The 18,037-nt window shown below is 66.6% G+C and carries 15 protein-coding genes; 4 read left to right on the forward strand and 11 right to left on the reverse strand.

Going from position 1 to position 18,037, the window contains the following annotated elements; translation table 11 throughout:
• Positions 1-207: 207 nt before the first annotated feature.
• Together ISP14_RS16665 and ISP14_RS16670 are read left to right on the forward strand one after the other, a co-directional pair.
• Positions 208-786 carry a TetR/AcrR family transcriptional regulator gene (locus tag ISP14_RS16665; RefSeq protein ID WP_404541999.1) on the forward strand — a complete coding sequence of 193 codons (579 nt, stop codon included), beginning with the start codon at positions 208-210 and terminating at the stop codon, positions 784-786.
• Entirely contained in the window at positions 783-2,252 is a 1,470-nt protein-coding gene (locus ISP14_RS16670; RefSeq protein ID WP_404542001.1) for a nitrilase-related carbon-nitrogen hydrolase, read from the forward strand. Before ISP14_RS16665 ends, ISP14_RS16670 begins: the two co-directional genes overlap by 4 nt.
• Positions 2,253-2,419: 167 nt before the next feature.
• On the opposite strand, the gene zipA is transcribed toward ISP14_RS16670, so the two are convergent.
• From zipA to prfB, 7 genes are all read right to left on the reverse strand, one after another.
• Positions 2,420-3,397 (reverse strand): cell division protein ZipA, encoded by a 978-nt coding sequence (gene zipA, locus ISP14_RS16675; protein ID WP_404542003.1) that lies wholly within the window; start codon positions 3,395-3,397, stop codon positions 2,420-2,422.
• 104 nt (positions 3,398-3,501) lie between these two features.
• Positions 3,502-7,011, reverse strand: coding sequence for a chromosome segregation protein SMC (gene smc, locus ISP14_RS16680; protein WP_404542005.1), 3,510 nt, complete (start codon positions 7,009-7,011; stop codon positions 3,502-3,504).
• Between the two features lie 142 nt (positions 7,012-7,153).
• On the reverse strand, positions 7,154-7,393 hold the full coding sequence (locus ISP14_RS16685) for a BolA family protein (protein WP_404542094.1): 240 nt from the start codon (positions 7,391-7,393) through the stop codon (positions 7,154-7,156).
• An 8-nt stretch (positions 7,394-7,401) separates the two neighbouring features.
• Positions 7,402-7,701: a YciI family protein gene (locus tag ISP14_RS16690; RefSeq protein ID WP_404542008.1), complete on the reverse strand. Its 300-nt coding sequence runs from the start codon at positions 7,699-7,701 to the stop codon at positions 7,402-7,404.
• Positions 7,702-7,847: 146 nt separating this feature from the next.
• A complete protein-coding gene (lysS, locus tag ISP14_RS16695) occupies positions 7,848-9,365 on the reverse strand; it encodes a lysine--tRNA ligase (RefSeq protein ID WP_404542010.1) in 1,518 nt (505 codons plus the stop codon).
• A gap of 199 nt (positions 9,366-9,564) precedes the next feature.
• A complete protein-coding gene (locus ISP14_RS16700) occupies positions 9,565-9,912 on the reverse strand; it encodes a hypothetical protein (RefSeq protein ID WP_404542012.1) in 348 nt (115 codons plus the stop codon).
• 34 nt (positions 9,913-9,946) lie between these two features.
• A protein-coding gene (gene prfB, locus ISP14_RS16705) for a peptide chain release factor 2 (protein WP_404542014.1) occupies positions 9,947-11,072 on the reverse strand; the annotation gives its coding sequence in 2 pieces (ribosomal slippage) (positions 9,947-10,996 and positions 10,998-11,072; 1,125 coding nt in all).
• Between the two features lie 128 nt (positions 11,073-11,200).
• On the opposite strand from prfB, the gene ISP14_RS16710 reads away from it, so the two are divergent.
• Complete coding sequence (locus tag ISP14_RS16710) at positions 11,201-11,860, forward strand: class I SAM-dependent methyltransferase (protein ID WP_404542017.1); 660 nt, start codon at positions 11,201-11,203, stop codon at positions 11,858-11,860.
• Positions 11,861-11,878: 18 nt separating this feature from the next.
• Here the strand turns inward: ISP14_RS16710 and asnB are convergent, their stop codons facing one another.
• Both asnB and ISP14_RS16720 read right to left on the reverse strand, forming a co-directional pair.
• The gene (gene asnB / locus ISP14_RS16715) at positions 11,879-13,546 is read right to left on the reverse strand and encodes an asparagine synthase B (protein WP_404542019.1); all 1,668 of its coding nucleotides are present in this window, start codon (positions 13,544-13,546) and stop codon (positions 11,879-11,881) included.
• A 434-nt stretch (positions 13,547-13,980) separates the two neighbouring features.
• Complete coding sequence (locus ISP14_RS16720) at positions 13,981-14,355, reverse strand: SpoIIAA family protein (protein ID WP_404542021.1); 375 nt, start codon at positions 14,353-14,355, stop codon at positions 13,981-13,983.
• A 188-nt stretch (positions 14,356-14,543) separates the two neighbouring features.
• Between ISP14_RS16720 and ISP14_RS16725 the strand changes: the two genes are divergently transcribed.
• Positions 14,544-15,332 (forward strand): hypothetical protein, encoded by a 789-nt coding sequence (locus tag ISP14_RS16725; RefSeq protein WP_404542023.1) that lies wholly within the window; start codon positions 14,544-14,546, stop codon positions 15,330-15,332.
• 77 nt (positions 15,333-15,409) lie between these two features.
• On the opposite strand, the gene recJ is transcribed toward ISP14_RS16725, so the two are convergent.
• The gene (gene recJ, locus ISP14_RS16730; protein ID WP_404542025.1) at positions 15,410-17,161 is read right to left on the reverse strand and encodes a single-stranded-DNA-specific exonuclease RecJ; all 1,752 of its coding nucleotides are present in this window, start codon (positions 17,159-17,161) and stop codon (positions 15,410-15,412) included.
• Entirely contained in the window at positions 17,122-18,036 is a 915-nt protein-coding gene (locus ISP14_RS16735; protein ID WP_404542027.1) for a phosphoglycerate mutase, read from the reverse strand. Before ISP14_RS16735 ends, recJ begins: the two co-directional genes overlap by 40 nt.
• Position 18,037 lies beyond the last annotated feature (1 nt).

Here is an 18,037-nt window from a genome sequence, read left to right on the forward strand (position 1 = left end):
CCCCGATAGCCAACCCTGAATCACCCTGCCCAACATTGACCGTGTGCGCGGGTCGGTGTGGCCATCGAGCTACCGCCGCTTCCAGAGTTCGCCACCTGCCCCGCCTGATAGGCGGCCTGTTGTCCTGTTCCGGGTTTCGGCCACAGTCGGTCCCTGGGCCGCGAGACCCACTTGTGTACTTAGTACTCTCACGTGTACTGTGTACGCATGACCAAGGACCGCATACTCTCGGCCGCGAAAGCCGTGCTCGAATCGGTGGGCTTCGAGGGGCTGACGATCCGCAGGGTCGCCCAGCAAGCGGGCCTCTCGCCGATGGCGCTCTACCGCCATTTCAAGAACAAGGACGAGCTGATCAACGCCCTCATGCAGGACGGTATCTCTGCGTGGGAGGCGATCGTTCGCGGCATCCGCAGCCAGGACCCGGTGGAGTGGCTGGAGGCGCTCACGGAGGCCTATCTCGATTTTGCGCTTACACAGCCGCACCGGTTCGACGCGGCGTTCTTCCTGCCTGCGCCCGCGGCGCGCCAGTTCCCCGATGATTTCGCCGCGGGCCGCTCGCCGGCGATAGCGCTCGCGATGGCGCGCATCGATCAGGCGAAGGCGGATGGTCGGTTCCGCGACGAGCCCACACTCGGGATCGCCATGGCGCTCGCGGCCTACGGACAGGGATTCGTGTCGATGCAACGGGCCAGGCGTTTCGCGAGCGACGAACAGTTAAAGGCGTTGTATCGCGCGGCGCGGCGCCAGTTCCTCGATTCCCTCAAACCGTCCGGGAAAAACGAATGATCACCCTGCTTGCAGCCGTGTTGAGCGGCATCATGTTTTATCTCTCACAGGGATACGACCATGTCTGGGCCCTGATATGGCTCGCGCCCGTGCCGCTGTTGTGGCTCGCCTACGGCCATACGCGCACGTGGCAAGTAATCGGGGCGAGCGCGATCGCGCTACTCGGCGGCGCAGGCTATATGTTGCAATCCCCCTACCTTCACCTCATACCACCGCTTGTCCTTGCGTCGGTGCTGACGGTCGATATCGGGCTGTTTTGCGTCGCGGTGTGGTTTGCGCGCTTCGTGCAGCGCCGGGCATCGCCCCTCCTCACACTGTTTGCGTTTCCGGCTTGCTGGACAGCCTTCGAGTTCCTGATTGAACTGCAGTCGCCGAACGGCACCTACGGATCGCTCGCTTACAGCACGATGTCAGCGCCCGTCCTGATCCAGGGTGCATCGCTCTTGGGGATGTATGTCGTTACGTTCCTGATCTGCCTTTTTGCGAATACCCTCGCCATGGCGTTGCGGCTCAAACGGAACACGGCCGCAGTCGGCCTCGGGCTGGCGATCTGTGCGGCCAACCTGGTGTTCGGTATCGTGCGGCTCGCACGCCCGCAGCCCGACGTGGTGCGGGTGGCGGGAATCGTCGATGAGGCGGCGGTATCGGACGCCTGGCGGGCGAAGACCGTGCCCGCCGCTGTCGCGGTGGCCGAAACCTATGCGCGCGAAATCCGCGCGGCTGCCCGGGAAGGCGCCAGATTCGTGGTTACGCCGGAAGGCGGCATGGTATCGACTCCTGCCGGACAGAGCGCGATCGTTGCGCGGCTCGTTGCTGCCGCCAGGGATACAGGCGTGCAGATCATTGCCGGCTTCCACGCCGTGGCGCCGGCCGCCGACTTCGCGCTTGCGATCACGCCCGATGGCAGGACTCAGCGCTACGACAAACGCCATCCGGTGCCGGGCCTCGAGCACGATCTCACGCCGGGTCATGTCTCGGGCTGGTTGGGCGACGGGCGTGCCGAGGAGATCTGCAAGGACATGGATTTCCCCGACACCATCCGCGCCGATGCCGCCAAGGGCATCCGCCTGATGGGCGTACCCGCGGGCGACATGGGCATCGATGGCTGGCAGCACGGAATCATGTCCGTGATGCGCGGCGTCGAAGGCGGGTTCTCGATCGTGCGGGCTGCCAATGACGGCCTGGTGTTCGCCAGCGACGCGCAGGGGCGTCTGATCGCCCTCAAGCAGGATGCGCCTACGGGCCTGACCATGATCGTCGCCGACCTGCCGCTGGGATCCGGGCCCACGCTCTATACGCGGATCGGCAATGCCTTCCCGTGGCTCTGCGGGATCTTCGCTCTCGCACTTGGCGCGGGACTGCTGGCCTGGCGGCGGCTGCGAGGCGCCGCCACTTTCGGTGGCCGCGGCTTGTCAGGATCGTCCTCGTCCTCGTCCTCGTCCTCGTCGTCGCCGACGACGCCATAGCTTCTTTCCAAACCGTCAGCGACGCCGACACACCATCTCGAGAGCCTCAGCCGCAGCCCCGCCCCGCGAACAACGATTGGCCCGGACCCGGCACAACCGCTGATTGCCCCGTCGAGATTCATCGACGAGGCCAGCGCCAATCAGCGCTGGCTTGCCCGGGTACGGACTCAGCGCCCGAAGTGGATTTCCTCGCCTTCGTGGTCGCGGTCCCAGCCGCGCAGTTCGTCGCGGATATGCGCGATGCGCTGGCGGCCGAGGGCGTTGCGTTCTTCGTCCAGCACCTGGCCGTCCAGGAGTTCGGCCATGCGCTGTGCAGTAGGCAGCATGGTGTCCCAGGCATCGAGCGCAGGCATCGGCGCGGGCAGTGTCATGAAAAAGCTGAGGCCCGGCGTACGCAGCGCGTCGAGCCGGGCCAGGTCGAAGCTGCCGGGCTTGAGCATGTTGGCAACGCTGAAGATGGGGCCGAGCTCGCGCTTGCCGTCGACGAGGCGGTGGTAGATGCCCATGTCGCCGAATTCGAGGCCCGCCTTCTCGGCGGCCACGATCAGGTCGGAGCCGTTGAAGTGGCTGCCTTCGCGCGCCATCACGAACAAGGTGACGATGCGTTCCACCGCGACCTGCGGCGGACGCCGGCCGAGATCGGAACGCGGCGGCATGCGGGATGCCTGCGGCGCTGGCGCCGGTGCGGCGGAGCCAGGCGTCGGCGCAGCCGGTGCCGCAAGCGGTGCGGGCGCGGCCGACGACGGCGCGCGCAGCGCGTCGACGATCGAGGCGGCCTGCCCGGCCAGCTTGCTGCGCGACTCGGCCGGCTTGCGTTCGCCGGCCAGCGTGGCGCCGAGGCGTTCCAGTTCTTCACGCAGGCCGACATCCAGTTCGCCCTGCTGTGGCGGCGGCTCGTCAGCCAGTGCGTGATCGGTGGCGCTGAAAGACAGCCCGTCCGCGTCGCCAGCTTCGCCCAGCGTGGGCTCGCGGCGCTCGCCGCCCTGCGCGCCCTGCCCGTGCCCGGTCGGCATGCGTCGCCTACCCTGTTCCTTCTTCGGCTGGCCGAACAGCCAGATCAGCGCGAGCACGACCACGCCGACGATCAGCAGCGGTATGCCGACCGCCGGATTCCAGGCAAGGGCAAGCACGGGTTGCAGCGTCATCATCGGTTCCTCGTGTAGCTCGGGCAGCGCCTGTGGGCAACTTCCGAATCCGTGAGTCCGGCGAAGCCGGACCGTTCCTCAGTTCATGCGAAGGCGGAGCTGCCTCAGGCAGTCCCCGCCAGTTTAGCTGCTTCGGCCAGATCCACCTGCACCAGACGCGACACGCCGGGTTCGCGCATGGTCACGCCGCACAGCTGGCTGGCGGCTTCCATGGTGGCCTTGTTGTGGCTGATGAAGATGAACTGCACCCGCTCGCTCATCTCGCGCACCATGGCGGAGAAGCGGCCCACGTTGGCTTCGTCCAGCGGCGCGTCCACCTCGTCGAGCAGGCAGAACGGCGCAGGGTTCAGATTGAAGATGGCGAACACCAGCGCCACCGCGGTGAGCGCCTTTTCGCCGCCGGACAGCAGCGAGATGTTGGACGGACGCTTGCCGGGCGGGCGCGCCATGATCGCCACGCCGGTGTCGAGCAAGTCGTCGCCGGTGAGTTCGAGGTAGGCATGGCCGCCGCCGAACAGGCGCGGGAACAGTTCCTGCACGCCGGCGTTGACCTTGTCGAAGGTTTCCTTGAAGCGCGCGCGTGTCTCGCGATCGATCTTCTTGATCGCACCTTCCAGCGTTTCCATCGCGCTGGTGAGGTCGTTGAGCTGATTGTCTAGGTAGGTCTTGCGCTCGCTCTGCTCGGCGTGCTCCTGGATCGCGGCAAGGTTCACCGGTTCCAGCCGTGCGATCTTCTGGCCGAGTTCGACCAGCTGCTGCTTCCATTGCGTCGCATCGACATCCTCGGCCAGCTCCGCGAGCAGGGTTTCCAGCTCAAGTCCGGAGGCGGCGATCGCCTCGGCCAACTGCTCGGCGCGCAGCTGCAGCGCCTGCGCGGCGAGACGCTTCTCGGACAGGCTTTCGCGCAGGCCGGCCAGGCTCTGTTCGGCGAGATGGCGACGCTGTTCCAGCTGGCGGAAAGCGATATCGCATTCCTCCAGCGCCCGGCGCGCTTCCACCAGTTGTTTGTCCACCAGCAGGCGCTGGTCGAGATAGGTCTGCCGTTCGGCTTCGAGTTCGGCGATGGGGTCGGAGCCGGCGGCGAGCTGTTCGGCGATCTCGCCGCGGCGTGCCTCGATCTGGCGCAGCTGGTTCTCCATGCGTGCCAGCGATTGTTCCAGCGAGGCCAGCGAGGAACGCTTGGATTCCAGCGACAGCGCCAGCGCGTGCGCCTGGTCGGCGGCCTCGCGCGCGTTCATGCGCGCTTCCTCGCGGGTTTCCAGCAGTGCGCGGCGCTCGTTCTCCAGCTCGCGGCGCTGGTCCTCGAGGTCGCCCATGTGGCCGACCGATTCGTCCAGCCGCGCGCGAGCCTCGCGCGTCTGCGTCTGCAATTCGTCGAGCTGCTCGATCAGCGTGGCCAGTTCGCCGGCGACCTTTTCGCCGCGGGCGCGCGCGGTTTCCAGCTTGCCGCGGTGGCTCTGCAGCTGGCCAGCCAGCTCGGACGCGCGACGGTGCGCGTTGTACAGCTCGCGCTGGGTGTCGTCGCGGGCGCGCTCGGCCTCGAACTTGCGCGTGCGCAGTTCGTCGAGCTGCGACGTGCATTCCTCGATGCGTGCTTCCAGCGCGGCGACCTGCTCGGCCAGCGTGCGGATCTCGCGCTCGCGCGCCAGCACGCCAACCTGATTGCCCTGGGCGCGGCGCACACGGGCCCAGCCCGGACCCAGCCACTCGCCACCGCGGGTGATCACCGACTGGTAGGGCGCCAGCGCCGACAGCCCGGTCACGCGCTGGTGCGCCTCGTCCAGCGACTCGGCGACGAGTACGTGGCCGAGCACGGCGATGGCCGCCGCCGGGCCGCGCACGTGCGCAGCCAGGGTGCCGGCGGTGTTGGCGCCGCCCTCGGCGGCATCGAGCAAGGCGACGTCGGCGTTCTCCAGCCCGCCGAACTCGGCGGCCAGCGTGTGTGCGCCGTCCACCAGCACACTGTCGATGAAGCCGGACAGCACGGTTTCCACCGCGGTTTCCCAGCCGGCTTCCACTTGCAGCTTCTCGCCCAGGCGCGGCGATTTGTCGAGGCCAAGGCGCGACAACCATTGGCTGGCTGCGTTTTCCTCCTGGCCCAGCGCGGCATGCTGCAAGGCCTCCAGCGAGGATTGCCGGCCGCGTGCGGTCTGCAGCTGCGAGCGCGCTTCGTTCAGCGCCGACTGCAGTTGGCGCTCCTCGTCCAGCAGCTTCTCGTGGCTGCCCTTGTGCTGGTCGAGCAGGCCGCCCAGCGACTCCACCTTCTCGCGCTGGGTATCGTGTTCCAGATGCATCTGCTCGGCGGCGGCGTCCAGCGCGGCGAAGTCGGTGGCCTTCTGCTCGGCTTCCAGCGCTTCGCGGCGCCTGGCAAGGTCGATCGCCTGGCGGTCGAGGTAGTTGAGCTTGGTGCGCTCCACTTCGGCGGCGCGGTTGGATTCGCCGGCAGTGCGGGTATGCGTGTCCCAGCGTTGCTGCCAGTCGGCGAGTTTCGTTTCGGCGCCGCGCTGGGCCTCGGCGGTGTCGTCCTGCATCTGTTGTAGGGCTTCGAGCTTGGGTTCGCCCTCGGCCAGCGCCATGCGCAGCGTTTCGACCTGGCTGCGGTCACCGGCGATGTGTTCGGCCAGTTCCGTGTGTTCTCGCTCGGCGTCGCCCTGGGCGCGCTGCAGGCGCTCGGCGGTTTCGCGGTTGTGGCGCACCTGTTGTTCGACGCGGGCGATTTCGGCACCGACCTTGTAGACCTCGGCCTGCACCGAATTCAGATGCTCGCCAGCCTCGGTGTGGCGCTCGCGCATGACTTCGATCTGCGCTTCGATCTCGCGCTGCCCGGCCAGTTGCTTCTCGATCTCGATCTCGGCGGCGGACAGCCCTGCCCCCTCGCCGTCGTGCTGGCCCTTCAGCGCGCGGTATTCCAGTGCGCGCAGCTCGGCCTCCTTGCGGGTCTGTTCTTCCTTGTAGGCCTTCCAGCGCTCGGCGGCGCGGGCCTGGCGGTTCAGGTGTTCGAGCTGCTTGTCCACCTCGTCGCGCACGTCCTTCACGCGGTCGAGGTTCTCGCGGGTGGACTTGATGCGGCTCTCGGTTTCCTTGCGGCGCTCCTTGTACTTGGAGATGCCGGCGGCCTCTTCCAGATGCGTGCGCAGCTCCTCGGGATGCGCCTCGATGATCTGCGAGATCATGCCCTGCTCGATGATCGAGTAGCTGCGCGGGCCAAGGCCGGTGCCGAGGAACAAGTCGGTGATGTCGCGGCGGCGGCAGCGTGCACCGTTGAGGAAATAGAAGGATTGACCGTCGCGCGTCACCTGGCGCTTCACCGAGATCTCGGCGTACTGGCCGTACTCGCCCTGCACCGTGCCGTCGGCGTTGTCGAAGATCAGTTCCACCGTGGCCTGCCCCACCGGCTTGCGCGAGGTGGAACCGGAGAAGATCACGTCGGTGAGCGAGTCGCCGCGCAGGCGGCTGGCCGCGCTCTCGCCCATCACCCAGCGGATCGCGTCGATGATGTTGGACTTGCCGCAGCCGTTCGGTCCCACCACGCCGGTCATGTTGGCCGGCAGATGCAAGGTGGTCGGGTCGACGAAGGATTTGAAGCCGGCGAGTTTGATCGTGGTCAGGCGCATGCGGTCATCGCTGGGAAAGCAGGAAAAGCCCGGACGACCGGGTGATAGGGCACTGTGCCAAACACGGGACGGTGCCGCAATGCATTCTTGCGTGATATTTCACTGCAAGTATGCATTGCAATAGGTTGTTATAAGTGGAATTTTACCTTGCGTCTATCGACAAGGCATGAATGCCATGATGCATCAGGTCGTCGAGCACGGCGTAGATCATCCGGTGGCGCTTGATCGGCAGCACGCCAGCGAACGCCGGGCTGACGATACGCACGTGGAAGTGGCCCTTGCCCTCTCCCGCATGGCCGGCATGCAGATGGCCTTCGTCCACCACATCCAGCGCGCTGGGCGAAAACGCGGCGGCGAGGCGCGCGCGTATCTGCTCGACCATCGCCTCGCTCACGGCAGGGTCTTGCGGAACGGCTTGACGCTGACCTCGGCGTAGACACCGGCGGCCATATAGGGATCGGCCTCGGCCCAGCGCTGCGCATGGGCCAGCGTGTCGAACTCGGCGATGATCAGGCTGCCGGTGAAGCCGGCCGGGCCGGGATTCTCCGACTCGATCGCCGGGAACGGGCCGGCCAGCAGCAGGCGTCCGTCCTCCTGCATCTTGTTCAGTCGCTCCAGGTGTTCAGCGCGGGCGGCAAGGCGCTTGTCCAGCGTACCGGGGTGATCCTGGGCGATGATCGCAAACCACATGGGCAAGGCTCCGTTGCATTCGAATCCGCAATTTTACCCGACTGTGCCGCCAGTCATGCTACGGCAACACATCCGGCGCCTGACCGCCTGAAACGCACAAGGCCCGCGATTGCGGGCCTTGTCGTGTCACGGCTCAGCGAACAGGCTCAGGCTTCGGGTCGCATGTACGGGAACAGCAGCACGTCGCGGATCGAGGCGGAATCGGTGAGCAGCATCACCAGGCGGTCGATGCCGATGCCGAGGCCGCCGGTGGGCGGCAGGCCCACTTCCAGCGCGCGGATGTAGTCGGCGTCGAAGTGCATGGCCTCGTCGTCGCCGGCGTCCTTGGCTTCCACCTGGGCCTTGAAGCGCGCGGCCTGGTCTTCCGGGTCGTTCAACTCGGAGAAGCCGTTCGCGAGCTCCTTGCCGTTGACGAACAGCTCGAAGCGGTCGGTGATGCCCTGGTCGCTGTCGTTCTCGCGCGCCAGCGGCGAGACCTCGACCGGGTGCTGGGTGATGAAGGTGGGCTGGATCAAGGTGTGCTCCACCGTCTTCTCGAAGATCTCCAGCAGCAGCTTGCCCCAGCCGTAGCCATCCTTGACCTGCGCGCCCAGGCGCTTCGCGTGGGCAGCCATCGCCGCGCGGTCGCGCAGTTCCTCGCGCTTGATCTCGGGGTTGTGCTCCAGTACTGCGTCTTCCATCGTCCAGCGTCGGAAGGCCGGGCCGACGTCGATTTCGGCGCCTTCCCAGATCAAGGCGGTGGTGCCGATCACCTGGCGCGCCGCCTCGCGGATCACGTTCTCGGTGAGGTCCATGATCTCGTTGTAGGTGGCGTAGGCCTGGTACAGCTCCAGCATGGTGAACTCGGGGTTGTGCCGGGTCGACACACCCTCGTTACGGAAGTTGCGGTTGATCTCGTAGACGCGGTCGAAACCGCCGACCACCAGGCGCTTCAGGTACAGCTCCGGCGCCACACGCAGGTAGAGATCCATGTCCAACGCGTTGTGGTGGGTGATGAAGGGCTTGGCCGTGGCGCCGCCGGGGATGACGTGCATCATCGGCGTTTCCACTTCCATGAAGCGGCGCGGCGCGGCTTCCAGCCACTGGCGGATGAAGCCGATGATGCGCGAGCGCTTCTGGAAGGTGTCGCGCGCTTCCTGGGTCACGATCAGGTCGACGTAGCGCTGGCGGTAGCGCTGTTCCACGTCGGCCATGCCGTGGTGCTTGTCTGGCAGCGGGCGCAGGCTCTTGGTGAGCAGGCGCAGGGCATCCACTTTCACCGACAGCTCGCCGGTCTTGGTGCGCATCAGCACGCCTTCGGCGCCGACGATGTCGCCCATGTCCCAGCCCTTGAACGCCTCGTAGGCGTCGCCCACGGTGCCGGCGTGGATGAACAGCTGGATGCGACCAGTCATGTCCTGGATCTGCGCGAAGCTGACCTTGCCCTGCACCCGCTTCAGCACGATGCGGCCAGCCACCTTCACCCGGCGCTGTGCCGCCTCGATCGCTTCGGCGCTGTGCTTGTCCTTGTCGGCGTACTCGTCCTGCAGGTCGCCGACGAAGCTGTCCACCTTGAAATCGTTGGGGAACGCGATGCCCTGCCCGCGCAGCGCCGTGAGTTTCTCGCGGCGTTCGGCGATCAGCTTGTTCTCGTCGACGGGCAGGATATCGTTGGTATCGCTCATGGGGTTTCCGTGGTGGCCGATGCGTTCATGCCGGCCGTGGCTGGGTTCTTTGGAGATGGCTCGAAACTTCACGTTCGCGCTGAGCGTAGCTTGCGATAGTCAAGCGAAGTCGAAGCGCCAAGCGGAGCGGCCCTTCGACTCCGGCCCTGCAGGCCTACGCTCAGGGTGAACGGACAAGGTGTTTGAAGTCGGAGGCAGGTCAATTGCCCTTGCCGAATACTTTCTTGGTGGCGTTCTTGGTGGCGTCCCAGCCTTCCTTCGCGCCGTGGCCGATCGCGGTGCCGGCATCCTTGGCGCCATGGCCAACGGCAGTACCGGCCTTCTTCGCGCCATGGCCGATGCCGGTGCCCGCGTCCTTGGCGCCGTGACCGATCTTCTTGGTGACGTCGCGGGTGGCGTGGCCCACCGCGCGCGCACCGTTGGCGACGCCGTGGCCGACGTCCTTGGCGCCTTGCTTGATGTCCTGGCCGGCGCTCTGCGCGCTCGCCCCGAATGCTGCCAGCGCGGCACAGGCAAACAGGATGCTGCAAGTTTTCTTGGCATTCATGCTGGCTACCTCGTCAGTGGTGAACGGAACTCGATCAGGCATCGACGCGCTTGGCGCCCGCATCCAGGCCGGACTTCAGGCTGGCCTCGATGAATTCGTCGAGGTCGCCGTCCAGCACCTTCTGCGTATCGGAGCGCTCCACGCCGGTGCGCAGATCCTTGATTCGGCTCTGGTCGAGCACGTAGTTGCGGATCTGGCTGCCCCAGCCGATATCGGACTTGGTCGCTTCCAGCGCGTCCTTCTCGGCGTTGCGCTTCTGGATCTCTATTTCGTACAGCTTGGCGGCCAGCATCTTCATCGCGCGGTCGCGGTTGGCGTGCTGGCTGCGCTCGGTCTGGCAGGCCACCACCACGCCACTCGGGACGTGGGTGATGCGCACCGCGGACTCGGTCTTGTTGACGTGCTGGCCGCCGGCGCCGGACGAGCGGTACACGTCGGTCTTGAGGTCGGCCGGATTGATCTCGATGTCGATGTCGTCGTCGACTTCGGGCGAGACGAACACGCTGGTGAAGCTGGTGTGGCGACGGTTGTCCGAATCGAACGGGCTCTTGCGCACCAGGCGGTGCACGCCGATTTCGGTCTTCAGCCAGCCATAGGCGTAGTCGCCTTCGACACGGAAGGTGGCCGACTTGATGCCCGCCACTTCGCCGCCGGAGACCTCCAGCAGCTCGGTCTTCCAGCCGCGCGATTCGGCCCAACGCAGGTACATGCGTAGCAGAATTTCGGCCCAGTCCTGCGCCTCGGTGCCGCCGGCGCCGGCCTGGATGTCCACGAAGGCATTCGCCGAATCCATCTTGCCGGAGAACATGCGCTGGAATTCCAGCTTGCCGACCCGGGTTTCGAGCTTCGCGACGTCGTCGGTCACCGAGGCGACCGTGTCCTCGTCGCCGTCGGCGGCAGCCATCTCCACGAGCTCTTTCGCGTCGGAGAGGCCCGAGGTGAGTTCGTCGATGCCGGTGACCACGGTATCCAGGCGCGCGCGTTCGCGGCCCAGTTCCTGCGCCCGCGGCGGATCGTCCCAGACGTTGGGGCTTTCCAGCTCGCGGCTTACTTCTTCGAGGCGCTCACGCTTGGTAGCGTAGTCAAAGATACCCCCTAAGCGACTCGACGCGGGCCGTGAGGTCCGCGATCTGCGCGAGGATCGGATTGGTCTCGATCATGGATTGGCATGTCATGCGAATGGCCCGACATGGTAGCAAAATTGCCGCACTGCGACAGACGCCAGGCGGTGACCAAGCCCGCTGTCGGCGTACCATGGGCGTTCGGTATCGCTTGCCGGAGCGCCGCCATGTCCAACCGCAGCCTGAACCTCGACGACACGCTGTACGGCTACCTGCTCGCCCATTCATTGCGTGAGCATCCGGAACAGATCGCCCTGCGCGAGGCGACGCGCAACCATCCCCGCGCCGGCATGCAGATCTCGCCGGAACAAGGCCAGTTCATGGCTTTGCTGGTGAAGCTGCTCGGCGCGCGCCGTACCATCGAGATTGGGGTGTTCACCGGCTACAGCGCCTTGTCGGTGGCGCTCGCCCTTCCCGATGACGGCCGCATCCTCGCCTGCGACATCAGCGACGAGTACACCGGCATCGGCCGGTCGTATTGGAATCGCGCCGGCGTGGCGCACAAGATCGAGCTACGGTTGGCGCCGGCGCTGCAGACACTGGATGAGGAATTGGCTGCTGGCGCGTCCGGTCGCTATGACTTCGCCTTCATCGACGCCGACAAGACCGGCTACGCCGACTACTACGAGCGCTGCCTGCAGCTGCTGCGTCCGGGCGGGCTGATCGCGATCGACAACGTGCTGTGGAGCGGCGCGGTGGCGCAGCCGGCGCGGGACGACGACACCCGTTCGCTGCAGGCGCTCAACCAGCGCCTGCACGACGACGAACGCATCGACCTGTCCATGCTGCCGGTCGGCGACGGCCTTACGCTGGCCCGCAAGCGCTGAGCGGGCGGGCGAGTGGACTCAGGCCACCGCCTGCTGGTGCACCCCGCGCACCGCCCGTCCCGACGGATCGGCCATCGCCGCGAAGGCCGGATCCCAGGCCAGTGCCGCCGGCGAGGAACAGGCGATGGACTTGCCGCCCGGCACGGTGGCCGCGCAGGCCTCGCCCGGATAGAACTGCTCGAAGATGCGCCGGTAGAAATACGCCTCCTTGGTGGCTGGCGTGTTGAACGGGAAGCGCGCGGCCGCCGCGGCGAATTCGCGGTCGCTCACCATCTGCTCGGCGTGCGCCTTCAGGCCGTCGATCCAGCCATAGCCCACGCCGTCGCTGAACTGCTCCTTCTGCCGCCACAGGATCTCCTTGGGCAAGGCGCCTTCGAAGGCCGCGCGCAGCACATGCTTTTCGATCTTGCCGTTGCCGGCCATCTTGTGTGCGGCGTCCATGCCCATCGCCACGTCGATGAATTCGAGGTCGAGGAACGGCACGCGCGCCTCCACGCCCCAGGCCATCATCGCCTTGTTCGCGCGCAGGCAGTCGTAGCTGTGCAGCGCATCGAGCTTGCGCACGGTTTCCTCGTGGAAGGCTTCCGCCGAGGGCGCCTTGTGGAAGTACAGGTAACCGCCGAAGAGTTCGTCGGAGCCTTCGCCCGACAGCACCATCTTCACGCCCATCGCCTTGATGCGGCGGGCCAGCAGGTACATCGGCGTGGCGGCGCGGATAGTGGTGACGTCATAGGTTTCCAGGTAGCGGATCACCTCGGGCACGGCGTCCAGGCCCTCCCAGAAGGTGTAGATGAAGCCGTGATGCACCGTGCCCAGGGCGTCGGCGGCGACCTGCGCGGCGGCGAGGTCGGGCGAGCCTTCCAGGCCGATCGCGAAGGAATGCAGGCGCGGCCACCAGGCTTCGCTGCGGTCGCCGTCCTCGATGCGCTCGCGGGCGAACTTGGCGGCGCAGGCCGCGACCAGCGAGGAATCGAGGCCGCCCGACAGCAGCACGCCATAGGGCACGTCGGTCATCAGCTGGCGGTGCACGGCCTGCTCGAAGGCGTGGCGCAGCTCGCCCGGCGCCGGCGCATGGCCTTGCGTCGCCGCGTAGTCGCGCCACGGCTTGGCGTAGTAGCTGCGCAGCTCGCCGGTAGCGCTGTCGTAGACCTGGCCCGGCGGGAACGCGGCGACATCGGCGCACATGCCGACCAGCGCCTTCATCTCAGAGGCGACACACAGGCGACCCTGCACGTCGTGACCCCAATACAGCGGGCACACGCCGATGGGGTCGCGCGCGATCAGGTAACGCTGCGCCGCACCGTCCCATAGTGCGAAAGCGAAGATGCCGTTGAGCATGGGCAGGAAATCGACGCCGTGTTCGCGGTACAAGGCGTTGATCACCTCGCAGTCCGAGCCGGTAGTGAAGTCGTAGCCGCTGGCTTCGCGCAGCTCGCGGTGGTTATAGATCTCGCCGTTCACCGCCAGCGCCAGGGCGCCGTCGCGCGAGCGCAACGGCTGGGCGCCCGAAGCCGGATCGACGATGGCCAAGCGCTCGTGCACCAGGATCACGCCGGCATCCACGAACACCCCACTCCAATCGGGACCGCGATGGCGCTGGCGCTGCGACAGCTCCAGTGCCTGCCGGCGCAGCGCGGCGAGATCGTCGCCCGGCTGCAGGTCGAACATTCCGAAAATCGAACACATGCTGGTTGGCCTTTGTATGGTTGATGCGGCGGGTTGGAAACAAAGCTCTTTTTGAAAGTCGGCCATGGATGGCCGGGATTGCCCTGCGCGGATGGATACGCGCCTTGGTTGACTCAAATCAGCCATCAACGGCCGGTTCTGCTTTTGCACGGACGGGTCCGCACAGAAATCAAGCACACAAAAAAACCAAGGCCCGCACTGGGCGGGCCTTGGTCGCGTGTCTGGTGGTGTTGCTTTCAGCTACGCGCGGGCCCGCCAACGATTGGCGTTATTGTTCGCGCGATTGTTATTGACGGCCGCAGCGAAGCTCCGCGCGGCAGGCGCGGTGGCGTTCGGGAACGGGGCAGTCGTGAAGGTCATGCGCCGACTAAAACAGAAGATGGGCGCCGGCGCAAGTAATGATTTCGCATGACCGCATTCGGCCATCCATTCGCTCAGCCGTCCACGGGTTCGGCGATCCAGCGTGCCGCCTCTTCCAGCTCGGCCAGCCCGAACAGGCGGAAATCGGCCGGCACCAGGAAACGCGTCGCCTTGGTCGCGGTGCGCAGCCACGGCACGTCGGTAACCAGGGCCACGCGATCCCAGCCGCTGATGTGGCGTATGCCGAGCATGAAGTCGTCCCACATCGCACCGGCGTCGAAGCCGGTGAAATCCGGCGCCACCACGAACAACATGCGCAGCTTGCGGTTGAGCGCAAACACCGCCTCCACGTCTGGCACCAGTACTTGCTCGTAATCTGCCGCGGTCACCTGACCATGTGCGCGAAAGCCCAGCGCGCCCGGCGGCAATCCATCGATCTGTTCGAGCATGACGCCGTCTCCATTGCCTGGCAGCCCACGCCGGAAGCATAGCTTTTCGCCGTGAAAGCCGCGCCTAAAAGGCCGGGCCAGGGGAACACGCACGCTTAACGGCGACGCGCGTAGAACCCGGCGCGAGGTTCCGGGCGGCAGGCCTGCCGCTATCAAGCGGAGGCCTCTGCTCTGGGGAGGGGTTCGTCATGAAAAGTCTGCTGATCGCGGGCCTCGTGCTCGCGCTGTTTGCTCCTGCATCGGCCTTGGCGCAGAACACGTTCGACGGCACCTGGAAAACCGATCCGGCTTCGATTCAGGACACCGGCAAGCCAATCACCGTCACCTTGAAAGACGGCGTCTTCCACTGCGACTGCGACAACCCGGCGGTCAATGTGAAGGCCGACGGCAAGGACCATCCGACGGCCGGCCATATCGGCTACGACACCAGCTCGGTCGAGGTCGTAAACAACAACAAGCTGCACATGATCGAAAAGAAGGCCGGCAAGGTGGTGGGAGACAGCACGCTCACCGCCTCCGCAGATGGCGGTACGGTCACCAACGAATTCACCGACACCAGTGGCAGCAGCCCGGTCACGGGCAAGGTGGTATTCGAGCGGGTGGGCAAGGCGATGCCTGGATCAAACCTGACGACTGGCGTCTGGAAACTGAAGAACATCGACAACTACTCCGACAACGCCCTCACCTTTACCTACAAGATCGACGGCAACACCGTGAACTTCAAGGACAGCACCGGTGATTCCTACACGGCAATGATGGGTGGCAAGGCGGTGCCGGTGCATGAAACCACCAATACCCATGCCACCGTCTCGGTACTCAAGGTAGGCAAGAACGGCATGCGCGAGACCTACATGCATGACGGCAAGCCGACGAGCACCGTCACTATGACGCTTTCGGACGACGGCAAGAGCATGAAGTCGATCTGGCACAACCTGCGCACGGGCCGCAGCGGTTCGTCCATGGCCACCCGGCAGTAGCGTTGGGAAGCCCGGCTGGCGCACGTTCCTCCAGCCGCGACATGGAAGGGCCCGGCCGAAGCCGGGCCCTTCACCCTTCAAACGGTGGCGTGCTCGATGTGCCGCAGGAGCAGTCGCACGCTCTCGCGCCCCTGCCAGTCGTTGATGACCAGCTCGTAGGCCGCGCGCAATTGCGTCGGCGGTGTGGCGCTGCCGACGTTGAACATCACCGCATCATGCACGCTGCCATCACGCGGATCGCGCAGGTTGAGGCGCCAGTGGCCCTCGCCCATCGGCTTCCAGCCCGCGCATTCGAAGACGTTGTCGAACAGCGGTTCCGGAAAGGCCTGCCCCCAGGGGCCGGCGGCGCGCAGTTGGCGCGCCAAATCGAGCGACAAGCTGCCTGCGGGAAGCTCGCCGTCGGTGTAGAGCGCAGCCTGCAAGCGCTCCGGTGCAATCAGCTCGCGTGCGACGGCGTCGAACGCCGTGGCGAAACGCGGGAAGTCGGCAGCGCGCAGGCTCAGCCCCGCCGCCATCGCGTGGCCACCGAAACGCTCGATCAGCCCCGGCTGGCGCGCGTCGATCATGGCCAGCGCATCGCGCAGGTGGAAGCCGGGAATCGAGCGGCCTGAACCGCGCAAGTTCGCCGTATCGTCTTCGCTGGCTGGTGCAAAAGAGATCACCGGGCGGTGCAGGCGCTCCTTCAGCTTGGAGGCCACCAGCCCCACCACACCGGCGTGCCAGGAAGGCTCGTAAAGCGCCACGCCCACCGCATCGATGTCTTGCAGGCCGGACGTCATCGCCTCGGCCTCGGCCACCATCGCGGCCTGCAGGTCGCGGCGCTCGCGATTGATCCCGTCGAGCTGGCCGGCGTACTGGCGCGCCTGCGCCAGATCGTCGGTGAGCAAGCACTCCACGCCCAGTTGCATATCTTCCAGGCGTCCTGCCGCATTCAGGCGCGGACCTACCGCATAGCCGAGATCGCTGGCACACAGCGTGGCGGCGCTGCGCTTGCCGCACTCGACCAACGCGGCGATGCCGGCACAGGCCTTGCCGCTGCGAATGCGCCGCAGGCCCGCTTCCACCAGCACGCGGTTGTTGAAATCCAGTGGCACGAGATCGGCGACAGTGCCCAGCGACACAAGGTCCAGCAGCACCGAAAGATCGGGTTCGCCCTTTGCGAAGGCGCCCTGCCCGCGCAAGGTCGCGCGCAGCGCCAGCAACAGGTAGAACATCACGCCAACGCCAGCCAGCGCCTTGCTCTGAAAACCGTCGCCCGTGAGGTTCGGGTTCACCATCGCATCGCAGGCCGGCAGCTGCTCGCCGGGCAAATGATGGTCGGTAACGATGACCCGCATGCCGAGCGCCTGCGCCCGCGCCACACCGGCCACACTGGCTACGCCGTTATCCACGGTGACGATCAGCTGCGGGCGCGGCTGCAGCGAATCGACCAGCGCGGGCGTGAGCCCGTAGCCGTGCACAAAGCGATTCGGCACCGCATAGCTCACCCGTTTCGCACCCAGCATGCGCAGGCCGCGCACGGCGACCGCGGTACCGGTGGCGCCGTCGCAGTCGTAGTCGCCGGCAACCAGGATGGCCCAGTCGTCGCGGATCGCCTCGGCCAGCAGCGCGGTCGCGGCATCCAGACCACCCAGGGCCTGCGGCGACAGCATGCGCTGCAGCCGGTGCTCGACTTCGGCCGGTTGCAGCACGCCACGTGCCGCGTAGATTCTCTGCAGCACCGGATGCACCGCGGCATCCCAGCCTGACGGCTCGCCTTGCGCCGCGCGCCGGCGCAGTTCCAGCGCGCTCAACGTGGTACCCCACGCCAGAAGCGCCAGCGATGCCACGGCCGCCACAACCAGCGTTCGCCGCTGGCAAAGGAAAACTGCAACGTCTGTCGTCGCGCCAGCTCCTGCACGGCCGGCCACCAGTCGCGTTCGACTTCGTCGGCGGGCAGATCCTGCAGATCGACCAGCCAGCCAGCCTGCGTGGCCGCCACGGCCTGCGGCGTGCGCGACTGGCAGGGAATGCCGGCACGCGCCGCCAGTGCGAGCAACAGCTCATCGCCGCCAATCACGCCCGCGAATGCACTGTGCAGCTGCGCGGGCAAGCGCCCCGCGCCCCACAGCCACACGCTGTTGACCGGCGGCAGGCCGCGCGCCTGGCGTTCGGCATTCAAGGGATGCTGATGCAACAGCACCTGCACCTCGTTGAGCAGCACGCGCCACGGACGCCCTTCCGCGCCCTGCGGCAGATGCTGGTACAGGTCTTCGCCCAGAGCCTGCTCGGGCGTGGCGAAATCCGGCACGCGCATGTCCGGCGGCAGGCGCAGCTGCCAGTGGTCCGGCGCGGAGATCTCCAACGGCAGTCCGACCTCGGCGAATGCCGGCTGCAACGCCTGTACAAAGGCCTCGGCCTCACCCATCGCCAGCGGCATCGCACCACAGGCGAGCAGGCGTACGCCGGTCATGTCCGGCTGCACCCAAGCCGGGTCAGCGTTGAGCCACGACGTGTCGCCCGCGTCGCCCGCAAGGTATTCACGGACCAGTGCGGCGGCGGGCAGCGACGACTCCCCACTGTGGAAGCCTTCGGCGAGGTGGCCCAGGCGGCCGCGCGGGTCATCGTGGAGACGGTCCGCCTGCGCCAGCAGGCGCCGCAGCGGATGCGCCCGGCCGAAGCGGTCCAGCGCGGGCAGCCACAGCATTGCCGGGGGCGTGCTCATC

Origin of the sequence: Dyella agri (assembly GCF_044904705.1) — a bacterium.
In the GTDB taxonomy this organism is placed as follows: Bacteria; Pseudomonadota; Gammaproteobacteria; order Xanthomonadales; family Rhodanobacteraceae; genus Rhodanobacter_A; species Rhodanobacter_A agri.

Excerpts from the sequence above, each read along its gene's own strand:
- ISP14_RS16665 (WP_404541999.1), top strand. The coding sequence starts at position 208 with ATGACCAAGGACCGCATACTCTCGGCCGCGAAAGCCGTGCTCGAATCG.
- ISP14_RS16670 (WP_404542001.1), top strand. The coding sequence starts at position 783 with ATGATCACCCTGCTTGCAGCCGTGTTGAGCGGCATCATGTTTTATCTC.
- zipA (WP_404542003.1), bottom strand. The coding sequence starts at position 3,397 with ATGACGCTGCAACCCGTGCTTGCCCTTGCCTGGAATCCGGCGGTCGGC.
- smc (WP_404542005.1), bottom strand. The coding sequence starts at position 7,011 with ATGCGCCTGACCACGATCAAACTCGCCGGCTTCAAATCCTTCGTCGAC.
- ISP14_RS16685 (WP_404542094.1), bottom strand. The coding sequence starts at position 7,393 with ATGGTCGAGCAGATACGCGCGCGCCTCGCCGCCGCGTTTTCGCCCAGC.
- ISP14_RS16690 (WP_404542008.1), bottom strand. The coding sequence starts at position 7,701 with ATGTGGTTTGCGATCATCGCCCAGGATCACCCCGGTACGCTGGACAAG.
- lysS (WP_404542010.1), bottom strand. The coding sequence starts at position 9,365 with ATGAGCGATACCAACGATATCCTGCCCGTCGACGAGAACAAGCTGATC.
- ISP14_RS16700 (WP_404542012.1), bottom strand. The coding sequence starts at position 9,912 with ATGAATGCCAAGAAAACTTGCAGCATCCTGTTTGCCTGTGCCGCGCTG.
- ISP14_RS16710 (WP_404542017.1), top strand. The coding sequence starts at position 11,201 with ATGTCCAACCGCAGCCTGAACCTCGACGACACGCTGTACGGCTACCTG.
- asnB (WP_404542019.1), bottom strand. The coding sequence starts at position 13,546 with ATGTGTTCGATTTTCGGAATGTTCGACCTGCAGCCGGGCGACGATCTC.
- ISP14_RS16720 (WP_404542021.1), bottom strand. The coding sequence starts at position 14,355 with ATGCTCGAACAGATCGATGGATTGCCGCCGGGCGCGCTGGGCTTTCGC.
- ISP14_RS16725 (WP_404542023.1), top strand. The coding sequence starts at position 14,544 with ATGAAAAGTCTGCTGATCGCGGGCCTCGTGCTCGCGCTGTTTGCTCCT.
- ISP14_RS16735 (WP_404542027.1), bottom strand. The coding sequence starts at position 18,036 with ATGAGCACGCCCCCGGCAATGCTGTGGCTGCCCGCGCTGGACCGCTTC.